The organism is Buttiauxella sp. BIGb0552, from assembly GCF_004366275.1.
Taxonomy (GTDB): Bacteria; Pseudomonadota; Gammaproteobacteria; order Enterobacterales; family Enterobacteriaceae; genus Buttiauxella; species Buttiauxella gaviniae.
In genome coordinates this window covers 837,437-855,659 of sequence record NZ_SODY01000001.1, presented here as the reverse complement: position 1 = coordinate 855,659, position 18,223 = coordinate 837,437, and the positions used below count along the sequence as shown (strand labels likewise).

Annotated in this window: 19 protein-coding genes; 8 read left to right on the top strand and 11 right to left on the bottom strand. The window is 45.7% G+C overall.

From position 1 onward, the window contains the following. The first annotated feature begins 72 nt into the window (after window positions 1-72). Window positions 73-1,008, top strand: coding sequence for a LysR family transcriptional regulator (locus EDF88_RS03935; RefSeq protein ID WP_134183020.1), 936 nt, complete (start codon window positions 73-75; stop codon window positions 1,006-1,008). A 107-nt stretch (window positions 1,009-1,115) separates the two neighbouring features. Continuing rightward, on the top strand, window positions 1,116-1,526 hold the full coding sequence (locus tag EDF88_RS03930) for an ASCH domain-containing protein (protein ID WP_064518404.1): 411 nt from the start codon (window positions 1,116-1,118) through the stop codon (window positions 1,524-1,526). A gap of 48 nt (window positions 1,527-1,574) precedes the next feature. Here EDF88_RS03930 and EDF88_RS24885 read toward each other — a convergent pair whose 3' ends face one another. After that, the gene (locus EDF88_RS24885; protein WP_243839574.1) at window positions 1,575-2,051 is read right to left on the bottom strand and encodes a hypothetical protein; all 477 of its coding nucleotides are present in this window, start codon (window positions 2,049-2,051) and stop codon (window positions 1,575-1,577) included. A gap of 174 nt (window positions 2,052-2,225) precedes the next feature. Here EDF88_RS24885 and EDF88_RS03920 point away from each other — a divergent pair, with 174 nt between their 5' ends. Both EDF88_RS03920 and EDF88_RS03915 read left to right on the top strand, forming a co-directional pair. Then, on the top strand, window positions 2,226-3,203 hold the full coding sequence (locus EDF88_RS03920) for a DUF1852 domain-containing protein (RefSeq protein ID WP_134183019.1): 978 nt from the start codon (window positions 2,226-2,228) through the stop codon (window positions 3,201-3,203). 27 nt (window positions 3,204-3,230) lie between these two features. Beyond that, window positions 3,231-4,262, top strand: coding sequence for a methionine synthase (locus EDF88_RS03915; protein ID WP_134183017.1), 1,032 nt, complete (start codon window positions 3,231-3,233; stop codon window positions 4,260-4,262). 92 nt (window positions 4,263-4,354) lie between these two features. Here EDF88_RS03915 and EDF88_RS03910 read toward each other — a convergent pair whose 3' ends face one another. Further along, on the bottom strand, window positions 4,355-4,936 hold the full coding sequence (locus tag EDF88_RS03910; protein WP_134183015.1) for a nuclear transport factor 2 family protein: 582 nt from the start codon (window positions 4,934-4,936) through the stop codon (window positions 4,355-4,357). 109 nt (window positions 4,937-5,045) lie between these two features. On the opposite strand from EDF88_RS03910, the gene EDF88_RS03905 reads away from it, so the two are divergent. Continuing rightward, window positions 5,046-5,939, top strand: a complete 894-nt coding sequence (locus tag EDF88_RS03905) for a LysR substrate-binding domain-containing protein (protein ID WP_134183013.1) — start codon at window positions 5,046-5,048, stop codon at window positions 5,937-5,939. Between the two features lie 313 nt (window positions 5,940-6,252). Here the strand turns inward: EDF88_RS03905 and metK are convergent, their stop codons facing one another. Together metK and cfa are read right to left on the bottom strand one after the other, a co-directional pair. Further along, window positions 6,253-7,398: a methionine adenosyltransferase gene (gene metK / locus EDF88_RS03900; RefSeq protein ID WP_134183011.1), complete on the bottom strand. Its 1,146-nt coding sequence runs from the start codon at window positions 7,396-7,398 to the stop codon at window positions 6,253-6,255. Between the two features lie 100 nt (window positions 7,399-7,498). Beyond that, complete coding sequence (gene cfa / locus EDF88_RS03895; protein ID WP_134183009.1) at window positions 7,499-8,647, bottom strand: cyclopropane fatty acyl phospholipid synthase; 1,149 nt, start codon at window positions 8,645-8,647, stop codon at window positions 7,499-7,501. 382 nt (window positions 8,648-9,029) lie between these two features. Here cfa and EDF88_RS03890 point away from each other — a divergent pair, with 382 nt between their 5' ends. Continuing rightward, window positions 9,030-9,866: an AraC family transcriptional regulator gene (locus EDF88_RS03890; RefSeq protein WP_074392082.1), complete on the top strand. Its 837-nt coding sequence runs from the start codon at window positions 9,030-9,032 to the stop codon at window positions 9,864-9,866. Here the strand turns inward: EDF88_RS03890 and EDF88_RS24880 are convergent. From EDF88_RS24880 to EDF88_RS03880, 3 genes are all read right to left on the bottom strand, one after another. Beyond that, on the bottom strand, window positions 9,855-10,160 hold the full coding sequence (locus tag EDF88_RS24880) for a malic enzyme-like NAD(P)-binding protein (protein ID WP_243839573.1): 306 nt from the start codon (window positions 10,158-10,160) through the stop codon (window positions 9,855-9,857). The genes EDF88_RS03890 and EDF88_RS24880 overlap by 12 nt on opposite strands. Then, a complete protein-coding gene (locus EDF88_RS24875) occupies window positions 10,079-10,297 on the bottom strand; it encodes a hypothetical protein (RefSeq protein ID WP_243839585.1) in 219 nt (72 codons plus the stop codon). The genes EDF88_RS24880 and EDF88_RS24875 overlap by 82 nt, the downstream gene beginning before the upstream one ends. 631 nt (window positions 10,298-10,928) lie before the next feature. Next, window positions 10,929-11,849, bottom strand: a complete 921-nt coding sequence (locus EDF88_RS03880) for a L,D-transpeptidase family protein (RefSeq protein ID WP_064518420.1) — start codon at window positions 11,847-11,849, stop codon at window positions 10,929-10,931. Between the two features lie 406 nt (window positions 11,850-12,255). Between EDF88_RS03880 and EDF88_RS03875 the strand changes: the two genes are divergently transcribed. After that, window positions 12,256-12,747 carry a hypothetical protein gene (locus tag EDF88_RS03875; RefSeq protein WP_134183007.1) on the top strand — a complete coding sequence of 164 codons (492 nt, stop codon included), beginning with the start codon at window positions 12,256-12,258 and terminating at the stop codon, window positions 12,745-12,747. A gap of 185 nt (window positions 12,748-12,932) precedes the next feature. Here EDF88_RS03875 and ychF read toward each other — a convergent pair whose 3' ends face one another. Next, entirely contained in the window at window positions 12,933-14,024 is a 1,092-nt protein-coding gene (gene ychF / locus EDF88_RS03870; protein WP_064518423.1) for a redox-regulated ATPase YchF, read from the bottom strand. 134 nt (window positions 14,025-14,158) lie between these two features. Then, window positions 14,159-14,746, bottom strand: coding sequence for an aminoacyl-tRNA hydrolase (gene pth, locus EDF88_RS03865; protein ID WP_134183005.1), 588 nt, complete (start codon window positions 14,744-14,746; stop codon window positions 14,159-14,161). A 275-nt stretch (window positions 14,747-15,021) separates the two neighbouring features. On the opposite strand from pth, the gene ychH reads away from it, so the two are divergent. Further along, on the top strand, window positions 15,022-15,300 hold the full coding sequence (gene ychH / locus EDF88_RS03860) for a stress-induced protein YchH (protein WP_034455878.1): 279 nt from the start codon (window positions 15,022-15,024) through the stop codon (window positions 15,298-15,300). Window positions 15,301-15,356: 56 nt separating this feature from the next. Here the strand turns inward: ychH and dauA are convergent, their stop codons facing one another. Continuing rightward, entirely contained in the window at window positions 15,357-17,030 is a 1,674-nt protein-coding gene (gene dauA / locus EDF88_RS03855; RefSeq protein WP_243839572.1) for a C4-dicarboxylic acid transporter DauA, read from the bottom strand. Window positions 17,031-17,203: 173 nt separating this feature from the next. Beyond that, window positions 17,204-18,151, bottom strand: a complete 948-nt coding sequence (prs, locus tag EDF88_RS03850) for a ribose-phosphate diphosphokinase (protein ID WP_034494941.1) — start codon at window positions 18,149-18,151, stop codon at window positions 17,204-17,206. Window positions 18,152-18,223: the final 72 nt, after the last annotated feature.

The window sequence follows — 18,223 nt, the reverse complement described above, 5'->3', positions numbered from 1 at the left end:
GAGAATCCTATAGCAGTGAAGTGTAATGAAAAACGGTATAATCCAGGAAACACCTTTGCAGAAGGCGGGATAATGTACGACCCAAGCGCCATAAATTTTCGCACACTGTTATTTTTTATCGGTGTCTTTGATACCCAAAGCTTTTCAGTCGTAGCACGGCGTGAAGGGGTTTCAGTATCAATGATTTCACGTGTCATCCTTCAACTGGAGGACGCGCTCGGTCAGCAGCTTTTTTATCGAAATACCCGAGCAGTTATTCCCACTGAAGCTGGGCGGTTATTTATTAGCTATGCCCGTACCATGACTGAGCAACTGAGCGAAGCCCGAAAAGAGATGCAGGATAGAGCCCTTGAACCTGCAGGGCTGATAAGGATTAATGCGCCTGTATTTTTTGGCCAGCGTCATATTGCCCCCTGGCTTAGCGAACTTTCAGCTCGCTATCCCCGATTGCTGATTGAACTGACGCAGACTGATGATTACATCGATCCTCTCAGGGATGCCTCAGATGTAATTTTCAGAATCGGCACGCTGACGGATTCTTCTTTCCACGCACGCGTATTTGGAACTCAGCGCTATCATCTGGTCGCTTCTCCCGGCTATATAAAAAAATTTGGAAAACTGGAATTCCCAGCCCAACTGAATGACCATAAATGCCTAGTTTACAGAGGGTCATCGGGTCCTAACCGATGGTTGTTCAGGGAACCTGCTGGCTCCTGGACTCACTATCCCATTACTGCGTTACTGACCTCCAACAATGCTGAATCTCTTCTTACCAGCGCACTTAGCGGCATGGGAATGGTGTTATTTCCCGACTGGCTTATTGGTGACAGTCTTAAAAAAGGTGACCTTGTCAGATTGATGGAGGGATTTGAGGCCGCGATCAATACCGAGCCACAGCATATCGCAGCTATCTATCCCAACGCGCGCCATCCCCCGCTTAATGTTCGGGCAGTCATTGATTATTTCGTAGAGGTTTATGGCACGCCGCTTTACTGGCAGTTCGACTGAGATTTTGCGACAAAAGTTGGGATATAGTTCCCTTAGGTGAATAAAGACACGAACAATAACCGGGTTATGGAAACCTGAATTAACTGAATCTGGTAAGGGACCTTATAATGAGTGTGATTGAAAGATTGAAGACGAAATATCCGGGAGCACCGGCGTGGTCCTTTGGTGACAATCCTGATATGGCAAACGAGCTTGCCGACTTAGTCTTGAAAGGAATTAAAACTGCGTCATGTGGTTCTCTTTCCTCTTTTCTGTCGGAAGAACCTTCCCCAAAAATAGGCAGTTATAATATTGTTCTTAATGGAGAAGGTGCCCCGGTATGTGTTATCAGAATAATTTCGATGAGCCTGATGTGTTTTTCTGACATAACTGAAGAATTTGCCAGAAAAGAAGGTGAGGGGGATATGAGCCTTGAATATTGGAGGAAAGAGCATAAAGCGTTTTTCACCCGGGAAGGCTATTATTCTGATGATATGGAACTTGTTGCAGAAGAGTTTAAGTTGATTGAAATTCTATAATTTGAGCGAGGCTAAGGTTCATTTGCATTTGAAATAGTAGCTGTTAGCTCACTTTTCGAGCTCATGCTTTACCGCCGTCAGTGTCCTTTGCCTGATCAAGCCGCTTCCAAGTCTGATTGCCAGCCAGTATCCGGCCATTTTTAGCTGTGTCGCTCGATCAGGGCAGTATATGAATGTCTCTGTGCACAGAGCATATTCATTGGTGTTGAGTTGTTGTACCTGATATCGGAGCAGTAGTTTTGCGTTACCAGGCCGAAGGGCTGCGCAGTATGCCCTCACATCAGGGACATCCTCAAGACCAAAATCGGGTCTCCAGAGGTTTAAGGTTGGGCTATAGCTGCCGTTTTTCATTTTTCCTGCTCTTGATAAAATTAAAGCAGAATAAATTTCATTTCTTTTAACTTTGTCCAGGTCTACCCAGTTAACCGCTCCAGGCCGCTGGATTCCAGCGATGAATCCTATGAGAAGGGGGCTACTTTCCTGATATCGACTATAACCATTCACCTCAACATGAAGATAATTCATGTTCGCTGAAATTTAATCACTTTTCCTCAATCAATGACTCTGGCATAAATTACCTACTGCAATTCGCTACAGACAATATGAAAACTACTGAATAAATAACCTGAAAAGAAATTTGGTAATGCTGAAAAAGCAAAAATAAATTCAGGTTTTATCAGAAATCAGGAAACCATCGCGATGAATAAAGAATTTACCTTTACTATTAAAAGCCTTTCTTTCGATGAGAATTACAATCCATCTGAAAATACACGCATTACGACTAACTTCGCTAATTTAGCCAGAGGAAGTCAGCGCCAGCAGAATTTGCGCAATACCTTAAAGATGATTGATGATCGTTTCAATTCTCTTGCGCCTTCCGATAACCCTGCAGGGGACCGGTATTGCGTCGAACTTGAAATCATTTCCGTTGGGATGGATGTTGAAGGAAAGGGCGATACCTTCCCGGTGATTGAAATATTGAAAACAAATATTGTCGATCAAAAAACTAACGCGCGTATTGAAGGCATTGTGGGGAATAACTTTTCCTCTTATGTACGAGATTACGATTTTAGCGTATTGCTGTTAGACCATAACAAGAATAAGGCCGGTTTTAGCACGCCAGATAATTTTGGTGATTTGCATGGCAACATATTCAAATGCTTCATTAACTCAAGTGCTTACACAGAGCGCTTTAAGAAACCACCGGTTATATGTTTAAGCGTGTCCAGTAAAAACACTTACCACCGCACTGAAAATCAGCATCCTGTATTGGGTGTCGAGTACCAACAAAATGAACTCTCTATGACCGACCACTATTTCAATAAAATGGGCTTACAGGCTCGCTATTTTATGCCGCCAAATAGTGTTGCGCCGCTGGCTTTCTATTTTGTAGGTGATTTAACTGGCGATTACACGGATCTTGAACTGACGGGTACCATTAGTACGATGGAAACCTTTCAAAAGATTTATCGTCCTGAAATTTATAATGCTAATTCTGTAGCAGGAAAAGAGTATCAACCTAGCTTGAATCAACAGGATTATTCATTAACTCAAATTGTTTATGATCGAGAAGAACGCAGCCATTTAGCGATTGAACAGGGCAGGTTTACAGAAGAGAACTTCATCAAACCATACCGAACTCTCCTTGAGCAATGGTCCGCTAACTACGTTCTTTGATTAACTAAAAATATAAGGTCATCTATTATGAAAATATTATTACCGACGTCGACTGCGGGTAGTTTACCGAAACCTTCCTGGCTTGCACAACCTGAGACACTTTGGTCACCGTGGAAATTGCAGGGCAATGAATTAATTGACGGCAAGCAAGATGCTCTGCGTTTGTGCCTGCAAGATCAGCTACAGGCCGGTATTGATATCGTCAGTGATGGCGAGCAAACGCGCCAACATTTTGTCACTACGTTTATTGAGCACCTCAGTGGCGTTGATTTTGAAAAACGTGAAACAGTTAGAATTCGCAATCGCTATGATGCCAGCGTTCCTACGGTTGTTGGCCCTGTATCCCGCCAGAAGCCTGTGTTTGTTGAAGATGCCAAATTCTTACGCCAGCAAACCAGCCAACCTATTAAATGGGCGCTGCCAGGTCCGATGACCATGATCGATACGCTTTATGATAGCCATTATAAAAGTCGTGAAAAGCTGGCCTGGGAATTTGCCACAATTCTTAATCAAGAAGCCAGAGAATTAGAGGCTGCTGGCGTCGATATTATCCAGTTTGATGAACCGGCATTTAATGTGTTTTTTGACGAGGTGAATGACTGGGGGATTGCCGCTTTAGAAAGAGCAATTGAAGGGCTTAAATGTGAAACTGCCGTACATATTTGCTACGGCTATGGCATTAAAGCCAATACAGACTGGAAAAAGACATTGGGCTCGGAATGGCGGCAATATGAAGAGTTTTTCCCGAAGCTGCAGGCCTCTAATATCGATATCATTTCGCTTGAATGTCAAAACTCTCGTGTTCCAATGGATCTCATTGAACTCATCCGGGGCAAAAAAGTCATGGTCGGGGCCATTGATGTGGCAACCAATATCATTGAGACACCAGAGGAAGTCGCTAACACGCTACGAAAAGCACTGCAATTTGTAGATGCAGACAAGCTTTATCCAAGCACTAACTGCGGCATGACCCCGTTATCTCGCCAGGTCGCAAGAGGCAAGTTAAGTGCATTAAGTGCAGGCGCGGAAATTGTACGTAGAGAACTCTTAAACAAATAACTTCGGTAAATATTAGGTCATTGAAGTGGAGTGATACACTGAATTTAGGCACTTGGATAGAGGTGATATGCTCACCTCTTCTTGAGTCTGGATCAGGCAGCCAACCAGCGCTTACCTTCAACTTTCATTTTTGCTTCCAGTTCGCTGCCGCGGGTGGCAAATACGCGGCTAAGTGGGAAACCGCTCTGCTCTAGTAAATAGGCCAGTGCTGCATATTCACGCGGATACTTCGTCACAACCGCCTGGTCAATTTCCACAGGACCTAAAGGGAAGGTGAAGGTGCCGATATCGTAAACACTCTGACGGTGGAACAACTTCCACACTCCATCTCGTTTTTCTGCCAGGTCGTAAAAACGGTTATGACACTCACAACCAATGTTCAGTTTTACGTTCTCAGCGAGGATGATGGCATTGGTTTCCAGAATTGCTTTATCTCCGGCTTCATTAAAGGTAATAGCAGGTGAAGCAATGAGATGCTTGGTACGCAAGTCGGAAGCACCCATACGCATTGAACCATCAACAAAATCGCTTCCCAAGCCTTCAAACCAGGTGATTTCAATCGTGCCGTCAGGGTGGAACAAGTCGCGTAACTGATCCCATTCGCCTAAATCACGGTGCATCCAGCCATTCATAAGGTCGTTAAGTTGTTGGCGGTCTTGAAGTTGGTTTTGCATATTTTTAGTTCCTGTTTAGTTGACTGGATTCAGTTTGGAGGCAAAGTAAGATAACCTCAAATATATAGATTTTACTTATTAATCATTTTTAATGATTAATGGAGCATTGATGGATTTACGCCACCTGAAGTATTTTTTGGCCGTCGCAGAAGAACGGCACTTTGGCCGGGCGGCAGAACGGCTCAACATAGTTCAACCCGCGTTGAGCATGCAGATTAAAGCTCTTGAAGCGGAGCTGGGTGGCCCACTGTTAATTCGTACCAGCCGTCGTGTCGAACTGACCGAAGCCGGCAAGCTCTTGCAGGCAGAAGCCACGCGCACGTTGGAGCAAGTGGAAAATACCCGGCTTGCCGTGGAGCGTTCTATTCGCGGTGAAACAGGCCGGGTGCGGATAGGGTTCGCCGGTAATGCTGTCTTCAGCGGAAGGCTGATGCAGGATGTGCGATCTTTTCATCAGGCATACCCGGACGCTGAAATAATCTGCCAGGAGCTTGCGCCACAGCTTCAAAAGGAAGCCATTCAGAACGGGACGCTGGATGTGGGCTATATGCCTGATTACTACCCGGATCATGAATCAACTCTTGTCTACGAGTCTGTGGGCGAATGGGGGCGGGTTGTGGTGATGTCCAGCGAGCACAGATTCGCCGGTAAAGAGAGTCTGACGGTAGATATGCTGGCCCATGAACCTTTGATTATTTACGCAATCAATGACATGGATTCACAACTGGATACGCAACTCGGTAAACTGCTTGGCGACTCTTTGCATATTGCTTATCGGATATCCAGTTCACTGAGTGTGCTCGCCATGGCCGGAGCCGGGTTGGGTATCGCCCTGGTCCCAGCACCATTAGCACAGGTGGCGATTCCCGGTGTGGTGTATCGGGTTCTTGATTCGAAGGAGCTGGCGGCTAATTTGATGATGGTTAGTCGTAAAGACGAACCCAGTGCCGCCGTGCTTGCCTACCTCAAGCACACCCGGAAACACGGTCTATTTTTAGGGTGAACAACTTCCCGGCGTTAACGTGGGCGATTTTTTCCATTTTTCCTCAGTGAAACCAGGACTTGATGCAATTCATTGGCAGACAGTGCCGGCTCGGTGGTTCATCTCGCACTCTCTGGAGTTTATTAATTACTTAACTAAAATTATTTGTGCAGTATATATCCAGAGGTGTTCGAGTGACTTTTATATCAAATGGAAATGCCGCAGTCTGACTGAATGAAAGAAAAATCCACGCAAAAGCGTGGATTTCCTGATGTTAACTGTTCGCTATGAGAATTAATTCGCGCTAAAACCTGGCCCTATAGAGCGTGAAAACTTAAAGGAAGCGGCGCAGCAGGTCAGCTTTGTCGGTCTGTTCCCAGCTAAAAATATCACGTCCAAAATGACCATAGGCCGCTGTTTGCTGATAAATCGGTTGCAGCAAATTCAGCGAGCGGATTAACCCATGTGGGCGGAGGTCGAAAAACTCGCGAATAATCATAATCAGTTTTTCATTATCCAGTTTTCCAGTACCGAAGGTTTCCACCATTATTGAGGTGGGTTCCGCAACACCAATGGCATAAGAAATCTGAATTTCACAGCGGTCAGCTAACCCGGCTGCGACAATATTCTTAGCGACATAGCGGGCAACATATGCGGCTGAACGATCAACTTTAGAAGGATCTTTACCGGAAAATGCGCCGCCACCATGACGCGCCATACCGCCGTATGTATCAACAATAATTTTTCGTCCAGTGAGTCCGCAGTCACCCATTGGGCCACCAATAACAAATCGGCCTGTTGGGTTAATAAAATATTTGGTATCTCGCGTCAGCCACTCTTGCGGTAACACAGGTTTAATTATCTCTTCCATCACGCCTTCACGCAGGGTTTGCTGAGTGACTGCTTCACTGTGTTGAGTGGAAATAACTACCGTATCAATACCGATTATTTTACCGTTGTCATATTCAAAGGTGACCTGACTTTTCGCATCTGGCCTTAACCATGGCAATAAACCGCTTTTCCGCACTTGAGCCTGGCGTGCCATTAAACGGTGAGCGAAGGTAATAGGCGCAGGCATTAGTGCATCGGTTTCGTTGGACGCATAACCAAACATAAGTCCTTGATCGCCTGCACCTTGATTCGCTTCATCTTCACGATCTACTCCGCGATTAATATCGGGAGACTGCTTACCAATCGCGCTTAAGACTGCGCAAGTGTGGGAATCAAACCCCATTTCTGAGCTGTTATAGCCGATGTCGTGGATCGTGCGGCGCACAATCTCTTCTATATCGACCCAAGTGTCGGTAGTAATTTCCCCACCCACCAAAACCATGCCGGTTTTAACCAGCGTTTCGCAGGCCACGCGTGCTTTGGGGTCTTGTCGAATAATGGCATCGAGAATGGCATCAGAAATTTGGTCGGCTATTTTGTCAGGATGCCCTTCAGAAACAGATTCTGAGGTGAATAACTGTTGTGACATACAAAATCCTTAAATTAATAACTAAATTCTTTAATTCTGATAATAAAAATAGAGGGCTATATTATCGAAGTTAATTTTACGGCTCAGACAGTAACCAATATCAACGATAAACATACATGCCGCCATCAACACCACGGCTAAATAAGACTTGCCAAAGTTGAATGTCACGCGCACGGAAAGCTCCCGCACAAGACGTTAGGTAATAATTGAACATGCGTTTAAAAGACTCGCTGTAATTGTCCTGAATTTCAGGCCAGAAGCTATTAAAACGCTGGTGCCAATCCATTAACGTCAAGTCATAATCGGCACCGAAATTATGCCAGTCTTCGACGATAAAATGGGGTTCCGAGGCGCAGGCGATTTGTTTTACAGAAGGCAGGACACCGTTAGGAAAAATGTATTTGTTAATCCACGGATCGACGTTGTTAACTGATTTATTTGCGCCGATAGTGTGCAACAGGAACATTCCGTCCGGTTTAAGGCAACGATTTACCACTTCAAAATAGGTGTCGTAATTTTTTGGCCCAACATGTTCGAACATCCCGACCGAAACGATGCGGTCAAAATGGCTGTCAAGATCGCGATAATCCATTAGCTTGATGGAAACATCCAGCCAGGTGCAACGCTCCTGCGCCATTTTCTGCTGTTCTTCGGAGATGGTTACGCCAGTAACATGGACGTTGTAATGTTCTGCGGCGTATTGCGCCAAACCGCCCCAACCGCAGCCAATATCCAGCAGTTTCATACCGGATTTAAGCTGCAATTTTTCACATAACATTTTCAACTTGGCTTCTTGTGCCTGGCGCAGATTGGTTGCATCTTTCCAGTAACCGCAGGAATACTGCATATACGGATCTAGCATTTTAGCAAACAGGTCGTTGCCGATATCGTAATGTTCTTTGCCGACAATCCAGGCACGTTTGCGTGTCTGTAAATTAAACAAACGCATACCCGCGACCCGGGCTAAATCCTTGAAGTTTTTTGGTGCTTTTTCATCGAGCTTTGCACGAAGGATTTTCTCGAATAAAACATCCAGCGCGGCGCAGTCCCACCAACCTTCCATGTAGGATTCACCAAGACCAATAGAACCTTCCTGCAAAACACGTTTATAAAAGTCTGGATTGTTTACTTGAATATCCCAGCGGCGACTGCCGTTAAAACGGACATCAGCCTGGTTCAAAAGTTCTTCCGCAATCCGATACCAGTTGTCTTTGCGTACGACGGGTGCACTTTCAACTTCAACACTCATATCTCATCCTCAATAAAAGCCTAAGCTAAATTTCTACTCGACTATCTGAACTCATTTATGTTTCGTTAAAAGAAAGATTGAATAACAAATATTTAAATTTGTTATTGATTGACTGCTGCGATATAAATAATTAACTCATGCTAACTATTTATTTTATAAATAGTAGAGTGGCTTATTTTAAATACCTCTGAATTTTTTATTGGCTAAACTAATGGCGATGTCAATCAACGCTTTATTCTGAGTGCGATTAAATATTGCACGTTACTACTTTATTGATTACTCATTGACTGGGCTGATGAATTAATTATCGCAGCTAAGAGGGATTGTGTATCATGAAGGGATGCCAAGTTGTGTCGAATAAGCGTCAATTTAGGTGGGGTAGATGGTTAAAACAAAAAAGGTACTGCACTCATTCCGCTACACGGGCGATGTAACAGGGGCTAAACTTGCCCGCCCTGTTTTCTTCCGTTCGTTTATGCTGGCGGAAAATGTGCAATCAGAACTACATTCTCATCCTTTCATTCAGTTCCACTACGCCCGTGAAGGCTCCCTATACATTTCCGTGGAGAATAATTCATACATTATTCCTGCCTGTTATGGGTTATGGATACCCGCATTTATGCCTCATCGGGTGCAAACTGCCAGTGAAGTGATGCTGGAGAACCTTGATATCGACCCGGATTACTATGCGGCTACGGGTTGTACAGCGGAGCTAAAGTTGGTTACTGTCTCTGACTTTGCGCGCAGTTTTATCCACCATGCAACGCAGACTATCCCTGAGTTTTATGATGCTAACGGTAAAGAAGGGCGCCTGGTGTCCACTTTGATCGACGTGCTAAACGATCTTCCCGCCGCAGGATTTGCAATGACCTGGCCTACGGCACCGGCGTTGCTGGAAATGTGCCAGGTAATCAGTGAATCACCCGATTTACCCCATTTAATGGAAGAGTGGGCTGAGCGCATAGGAATGTCGCCACGTACTTTTTCACGACATTTCATTAAAGAAACCGGCATAACGTTCAGTAACTGGAAGCAACGCCATCGTTTACTGCATTCAATTATTTTACTACGCCAGTCACGCAGCGTGACCGAGATTGCGTTAATGCTGGGTTACGGTAGTACGTCAGCTTATACCTATGCATTCCGCCAATTATTTGGCGTATCGCCCTCGCGCTATGAAGCAGCACCTCCGCCACCAGATGCGATTTTATATGATTAAAGCAATTCCTCTATCGTCGCCATCGGCCTTAAGTGCTAAAACAATTAGCTCGGCAATGCCGCAGCCAGCAGATCCCGCGCCGACGAATATAATACGCTGTTCGGAAAGCGATACTTTATTACGCAGACAGGCCGCGAGAACAGAACCTAATGCTACAGCTGCAGTTCCCTGAATATCATCATTAAAACAACATAATTTATCCTGATATTCTTTTAACAATGGCATTGCATGTTGCAATGCAAAATCCTCAAACTGCAATAACACACCTGGCCAACGACGCTCGATTGTCGACACGAAAATATCAATGAACTCAAAATATTCTGCTTCGGAAATGCGCGAGTCCCGGACTCCCAGGCAATAAATACTCCTCGGTTTTTACGCCAGATATTCGAAAAATGCTGACAGGCATAACCAACCGTTGGCGTATAAATTAACGGCAGGGAAGCTTCGATATCAGATGTGATGTAATGATAAAAAAAACCTCATTTGTATCTTGCAGGCTACGCAAAAAAACATGCTTGTCTTCATCATTAATGAACTTATTTAGCTAGAAGCGTATTCGATCGCTTTGCTCATCTATTGTTTCATCAATTGTTGGGATAAGGCCATGTAAATTAAATTCATTACATTCACTGTTACTAAATGCGCTCCCCTTATTAAAGGTGGTGTTGCTAAGCAAGGGATACCCGGAAAGATGGGTGTATAGCATTTTACTCTTGCTTTGTTAAATAGTTGACTCTCTGAATTTGAATGGATGTATATTCCTAATTATTTTCTTATGCAAATGAGCTAAACCAGTAGCCAGAAACCTTAATCAAAAAGGCTATGTATTTTGCATGTCAGGGGTTTAATTAGGAATAATAAACACAAAAAAAATAACATTGGAAATTCTGAATAAATTTATCTGAAACATGCCAATGCACAAAAGAAACATAATTAAGACAGGTGTGTTATTTTAAGGTGAAGTGCAACAAAATATAACAAAAAGGTGGGTGTTGGTTTAAACAACCATATCAACGCCACCTATTCTGCCGGCCAGCCTATGATCAGCCGTAATGAGATTTATTTTGTGATGTTAATTTGTACAGGCAAGCCTGCGCGCATTGCCAATGCTTTTTCTACAACGTCAGGTTGCACCTGTTTATCCCGCAAGACGGATTCAATTTTCTGAGACAGGTGAAGAGGTGATACGTTTGCCGTGTTAAATTCTGCTTCATTTGAAGAAAGTGGGTTATGAACCTCTACATAACGAGATCCATCTGGCTCAACAGTGGCTTTCACCGGTTCGTTAATCAATTCAACGCGAGTGCCGACAGGGACTTCATTAAAGAGTTTTTTCAAATCATCAGCCCTTAAACGAACGCAACCGTGGCTGACTCTCAGGCCAATCCCAAAGTTTGCGTTTGTGCCATGAATGGCAAAAAGATTACCGATATACATCGCATATAAACCCATTGGATTTTCTGGCCCAGCAGGAACAACCGCAGGCAATATTTGTCCTTCTGCTGCAAACTCAGCCCTTTCATTTGGCGTAGGAGTCCAGGTTGGCCCTGCTTTTTTGCGTTGTATGCTTGTCACCCAATGATCAGGTGTATCGTGGCCAACCTGACCTATACCTACCGGGAAAATTTCAACTGCATTCTTGCCTTGCGGGTAATAGTAAAGCCGCATTTCAGCAGTATTAATGATGATTCCTTCATGTACCGTATCAGGCAGAATCACTTGGAGAGGGAAAGTGACAACAGTTCCCGATTGCGGCAACCAGGGGTCTATACCTGGGTTCGCTTCCAGCATATTGCTTAAACCCACATGGTACTTAACTGCAAAATTTTCCAGCGGCTGCTGGTTGAGGAAAGGGATTTGCTCAACAGCATTTTGCCCAACCAAACGACTGCCGTCAGAAGGGAGAGTAAATGTTGAGGCGAATGAAGACTGTGAGGCCAGGAGTCCAATGACCAGGAGAGAGGTTGCGCGGAATTTCATGATAAACCATTTGTATGATGAATTGAGTTAATATTACTCCCAATATAATCAGTGCTCCATACTCGTATTAACTTACGCAAAAATTAAATGATGTGAGATTACATTTACTGAGCGAGGCTTTATCTTTTATATGGGTATTTCGCTACATTAAGTTAACAAAAAAGCACTTTGAAAGATATTTTTAGATAGGTTGGTTCGATGTCTGGTTTATTAATATGCTGTTTTTGTCTATTGCATGAATAAAGTCATGTCTATTATTACCTATTGCAGAGAATATATTTAAAATTTTTAAGGATGTATGCTTAATACTCAGGATAAACGCCTGCTAAAATGCATTTTAATTTTATAAAAGTATCCAGCCATTACTTTAACTGTACTCTATCTGTATTACGAGGATGTTACCTATATGTTTAAAAAACTCTCTTTTCACATTATCCCGGTACAAATTTTCCTTGGTATCTTTTGGTTTAAAAATGGGTTCATTGATAAGGTTTGTGGCATTTTCAATGGTCTCATCTCGCCAGCGACGGCTTACCATGGGGATACATGGGCTGGCTGGAAGGAGTACATCGTTGGAACCTGGGATAAGAGTCAGGTTGCCCATGTAGCATTAAGTCCGTTATTTGATGCGCTTTTCCCTGTTTTGATTATTCTGCAGTGCCTTCCTTTCATCTTTATTATTGTTTCTATTCTGAAACTGGAATTCCTGACGGATGCTAATGCCCGTCCATGGCTGATGAAAAGTGCTGTGGCGTCACTATTTGTTACCAGTGTGATGTTGTTTAGCCAGACACTTTCCGGCGCAAGCGATGGAGAATATCTCTGGCATCTTCTGGCTGCGGGAATGGTTCTAATAATGTATATCAAAAATATTAATACTATTATTGGAAAAGCATAAGACTGCGGAGTCGTAAATGGGGGTATACCCCCCATTATTGATACCGTTGCTGTACTCACCGGGAATACGCTTTCTCGATATTATGTGAGACACGATGAAATAAAAAACCCACGCAATTGCGTGGGTTTTATGGTGCTTGTCAGTCCTCACGAGATTCAATGAAATCTCATGAGGTAACAAAACTATTAGACGTTGAACAGGAAGTTCATTACGTCGCCATCTTTAACGATGTAGTCTTTGCCTTCTGCCCGCATTTTGCCTGCTTCTTTCGCGCCTTGTTCACCTTTGTAGGTGATGAAGTCTTCGTAGGCGATGGTCTGAGCACGGATGAAGCCTTTTTCGAAGTCAGTGTGGATTTTACCTGCGGCTTGTGGAGCGGTTGCGCCAACAGGGATAGTCCATGCACGCACTTCTTTCACGCCAGCGGTGAAGTAAGTTTGCAGGTTCAGCAGCTCGTAACCCGCGCGGATTACGCGGTTCAGACCTGGTTCTTCCAGGCCCATTTCTGCCATGAATTCATCACGGTCAGCATCGTCGAGTTCAGCAATGTCAGACTCAACAGCGGCACACACTGCAACAACCACGGAACCTTCGGCGGCGGCAATTTCACGCACTTTGTCGAGGTAAGGGTTGTTCTCGTAACCGTCTTCGTTGACGTTTGCGATGTACATAGTTGGTTTCAGCGTCAGGAAGCTCAGGTATTTGATAGCTGCTTTGTCTTCTTCAGTCAGAGGAAGCGCACGCAACATACCGGCGTTCTCAAGCTGTGGCAGACATTTTTCCAGCGCAGCCAATTCAGCTTTTGCGTCTTTATCGCCGCCTTTAGCTTTCTTCTGCACGCGATGGATCGCGCGTTCGCAGGTATCGAGGTCAGACAGGGCGAGTTCGGTATTGATAACTTCGATATCGTCAGCCGGGTCGACTTTGTTATTTACATGAATGATGTTGTCGTTTTCAAAACAACGCACCACGTGGCCGATAGCTTCGGTTTCACGAATGTTGGTCAGGAACTGGTTGCCCAGGCCTTCACCTTTGGAAGCGCCTTTTACCAGACCGGCGATATCGACGAATTCCATGGTAGTAGGCAGGATGCGCTGTGGTTTAACAATTTCGGCCAGTTTATCCAGACGTGGGTCCGGCATTGGTACCACACCAGTGTTCGGCTCAATGGTACAGAACGGGAAGTTTGCTGCTTCGATTCCCGCTTTGGTGAGCGCGTTGAACAGGGTTGATTTACCAACGTTCGGCAAGCCGACGATACCGCATTTGAATCCCATGGTTTAATTTACCTTAATTACTTGATATTCAATGAGTTGATGATGTCTCATTGATAAAATGATCATAACTTTCCACATTATACACGCAAACAGCATATAACGGGCGCAGAAATCCTCGTTGGCCGTTGTTCAGGCTAGGGTTGCGCCTTAAAGGTATGCAGACGGTTAGTGGCTTTAGTTAAGCCTTCCTTTAGCCAAACTTCAGTACAACGTACCGCTTCGTCTACCGCATCATCAATCAGCTTCTGTTCGCTGAGTGGCGGTTTGCCTAATACAAAACCGACAACTTTGTTTTTATCACCCGGATGGCCAATTCCGATACGTAAGCGGTGAAAGTTAGGGTTATTACCCAATTTGTTAATGATGTCTTTCAGACCATTGTGTCCGCCGTGACCACCACCGAGCTTAAATTTCGCAACGCCTGGAGGGAGATCCAGCTCGTCATGTGCGACCAGAATTTCATCGGGGGCAATGCGGAAAAAGGTCGCCATCGCGCCGACCGCTTTACCGCTAAGGTTCATAAACGTGGTTGGCACTAACAGGCGAACATCTTCTCCGGCAAGGTTTATGCGCGCCGTGTAGCCGAAGAATTTACTTTCTTCTTTAAGCGACTGGTTATGGCGCTGAGCCAGCAAATCCACATACCAGGCTCCAGCGTTATGGCGGGTAGCCGCATATTCCGCACCTGGGTTTGCCAGGCCAACTATTAATTTAATACTCACGTTTAATTTCCTGAAAACAGACCAGAGCCGCGTAGTTTACTGTGCTCAAGACGCGTTGACAAAGAGCCAATGTATCATCTATTGAATTCTTGAATAGTTCATTGAATGAACCATTAGAATTTGATGCTATTCAGCGAGTTATTTGTAAACTTTTGTAGCTTTTTCATTCGTTATTGTGATCGCTGACGCACATCATCCGAAGCGGTGTTGTCTATACTTTACACACAAGGAATGGGGATTTTCCCCACCGACCCAAGAACACCCGGAGGTGACATATGAAACGCAAAAACGCTTCATTACTCGGCAATATTTTCATGGGGTTGGGGCTTGTCGTTATGGTGGGTGGCGTAGGTTATTCCATTTTAAACCAACTCCCTCAATTCAACTTCCCACAATATTTCGCCCACGGTGCTGTTTTAAGCATATTTGTTGGTGCGGTTCTTTGGCTGGCAGGTGCTCGTGTAGGTGGACATGAACAAGTTGGTGACCGTTATTGGTGGGTTCGCCACTTTGATAAACGTTGCCGCCGCGACGATAATCATCGCCACAGCTAAAAAAGTCTGGAAGTGAAAACGGTTCTGGTCATGAACCGTTTTTTTTGGCAAAAATCTTATTCAGCCAGAGCTGCATGGATATCCGGGAAGAAAGCAAGACGACCTGGAATCGGCTGAACACCAGCACGTGCCAGCGTTTTTAGAGGTTGGAACTCCAGATTCGTCACCCGCAATTCGCAGCCATCCGGCAATTTTTCTACAAAGCGTTGAAACGCATCAAGGCCGCCTGCATCAAGCACCGGCACGGCATCCCATTGCAGAATGATCAGCTGATTTTGCTCAACACGCTGGGCGAGGTCATTGAATAATCCCTCGGCTGCGGCAAAAAACAGCGGGCCTGTTATACGCAGCGCCAACACGCCTTCCGGTGTATGGACATTGACAGGGGCGAGCCGCGTCATACGAGCGACACGGCGCATGAACAGCAACGATGCCAGTACAATCCCAACACTGATAGCAATGACCATATCGAACAGCACCGTCAACGACATACAGATAAGCATTACCACGATGTCATCTTTTGGTGCCCTCCTAAGAAGGCTCAGTACCTTGTGCGCTTCACTCATATTCCACGCAACCATCAGCAGCAGAGCCGCCATGGCGGAAAGTGGTAGCCATGAAAGTAATGGGGCTAGCACCAACAACGCCATAATTACCAGCAGCGCATGAATAATTGCGGCAACAGGTGATGTTGCACCAGCACGCACGTTTGCCGCCGAGCGCGCAATGGCCGCAGTAGCCGTAATTCCACCGAAAAATGGCGCAATGATATTACCCAGCCCCTGGCCAATTAGTTCACTGTTGGCGTTGTGTTTGGTGCCGGTCATGCCGTCTAACACCACGGCACACAACAGCGATTCAATCGCGCCGAGCATCGCCATAGAAAATGCCGCAGGCAGCAGGGCACTAAGTGAATCCCAGCTCAGGGTAAAGTTCGAGTCAGGAATGTTCCATGGCAGCATCAATTGCGGCAGTAATTGCGGAATACCGTTACCTTGTGTGCCATCTGCCAGCACATAGTGGAAACGAGAGCCGATAGTTGCTACATCGAAACCTGCGGCATGGACAATCGCCATTACCGCACAGCCAGCCAAAAGCGCTGGTAAATGACCCGGCAAACGGATACCCAGGCGTGGCCATAGAATCAGCACGGCGAGCGTTACCACACCAATTGCGGCATCACCAAGATTAATCGTTGGCATCGCCATCGCCAGAGCAGCCACTTTATTCAGGTAGTGTTCCGGCACGTGTTCCAGCGTCAGACCAAAGAAATCTTTTACCTGCATGGTGGCGATGGTAATCCCAATCCCGGAGGTAAAACCGAGTGTCACAGAAAGTGGGATGTATTCAATCAGACGTCCAAATCGCGCCAGACCAAATAAGATTAGAAATACGCCAGACATCAGTGTCGCAATCAGCAAACCGGCAAGGCCAAACTGTTGAGCTACCGGGTAGAGGATCACGACGAACGCAGCGGTCGGCCCGGAGACGCTAAAGCGTGAGCCGCCGCTTAACGCGATAACAATCCCGGCGATAGCCGAGGTATATAGACCATACTGCGGGGCGACACCGCTGCCGATAGCCAGAGCCATCGCGAGCGGGATGGCAATAATCCCAACGGTAATACCGGCAATAATATCGCGACTAAAACGGGAAACTGTGTATTTCTCGCGCCAACAAGCGTCTACCAGAGCGCGGAAAGGTAATACAGAAGAAGATACGTTTTTCACTTTGATTCCATCCGTGAGCGCATCATCTGTCATTAAGGCAGGTGAAGGAGGCTAAACTTAATTACATACTACTTAGCGCCGTAGCGACCTTGCTACAGCTCCAGTTACCTTGTGGCTTTACATGCTATAAAAAGAAAAAACCCGCCGCAGCGGGTTTTTTTATGCGAGTTCTATTAGTGCTCGAACATCGCAGAGATTGATTCTTCATTGCTGATACGGCGAATTGCTTCAGCCAGCATACCGGACAGAGTCAGGGTGCGGACGTTTGGCAGTGCTTTGATTTCTTCAGACAGTGGGATGGTGTCACATACAATAACTTCGTCGATAACGGAGTTACGCAGGTTGTGAACCGCATTGCCAGAGAAAATCGGGTGAGTTGCGTAAGCAAATACACGTTTAGCACCACGTTCTTTCAGAGCTTCAGCTGCTTTGCACAAAGTGCCGCCGGTATCGATCATATCGTCTACCAGTACGCAATCACGGCCAGATACATCACCGATGATATGCATAACCTGAGAAACGTTAGCGCGAGGACGACGTTTGTCGATGATAGCCATGTCGGTATCGTTGAGCAGTTTTGCGATAGCACGAGCACGCACAACGCCACCGATATCTGGAGAAACCACGATTGGGTTTTCCAGGCCGATTTGCAGCATATCTTCTAGCAGGATTGGGCTACCGAAGACGTTATCTACAGGTACATCGAAGAATCCCTGAATCTGTTCTGCGTGCAAGTCCACGGTAAGAACACGGTCAACCCCAACACTTGAGAGGAAGTCAGCAACCACTTTCGCGGTGATCGGCACACGGGCAGAACGCACACGGCGATCCTGACGAGCATAACCAAAGTAAGGGATAACAGCGGTGATACGACCTGCAGAAGCACGGCGCAGGGCGTCTACCATAACAACCAATTCCATCAGGTTGTCATTCGTTGGTGCACAGGTGGACTGGATGATGAAAATATCACCACCGCGTACATTTTCGTTGATTTGTACGCTTACTTCTCCGTCGCTAAAACGACCGACGGCGGCGTCACCAAGGGAGGTGTACAGGCGGTTGGCAATACGTTGTGCTAGTTCCGGGGTGGCGTTACCAGCAAAAAGCTTCATATCAGGCACGAGAAAAACCTCAGGCATGCGTCCAGTGGCGGATGGTACTACCGCAGCTTATGCGGGCGGGGTAGCGCCATC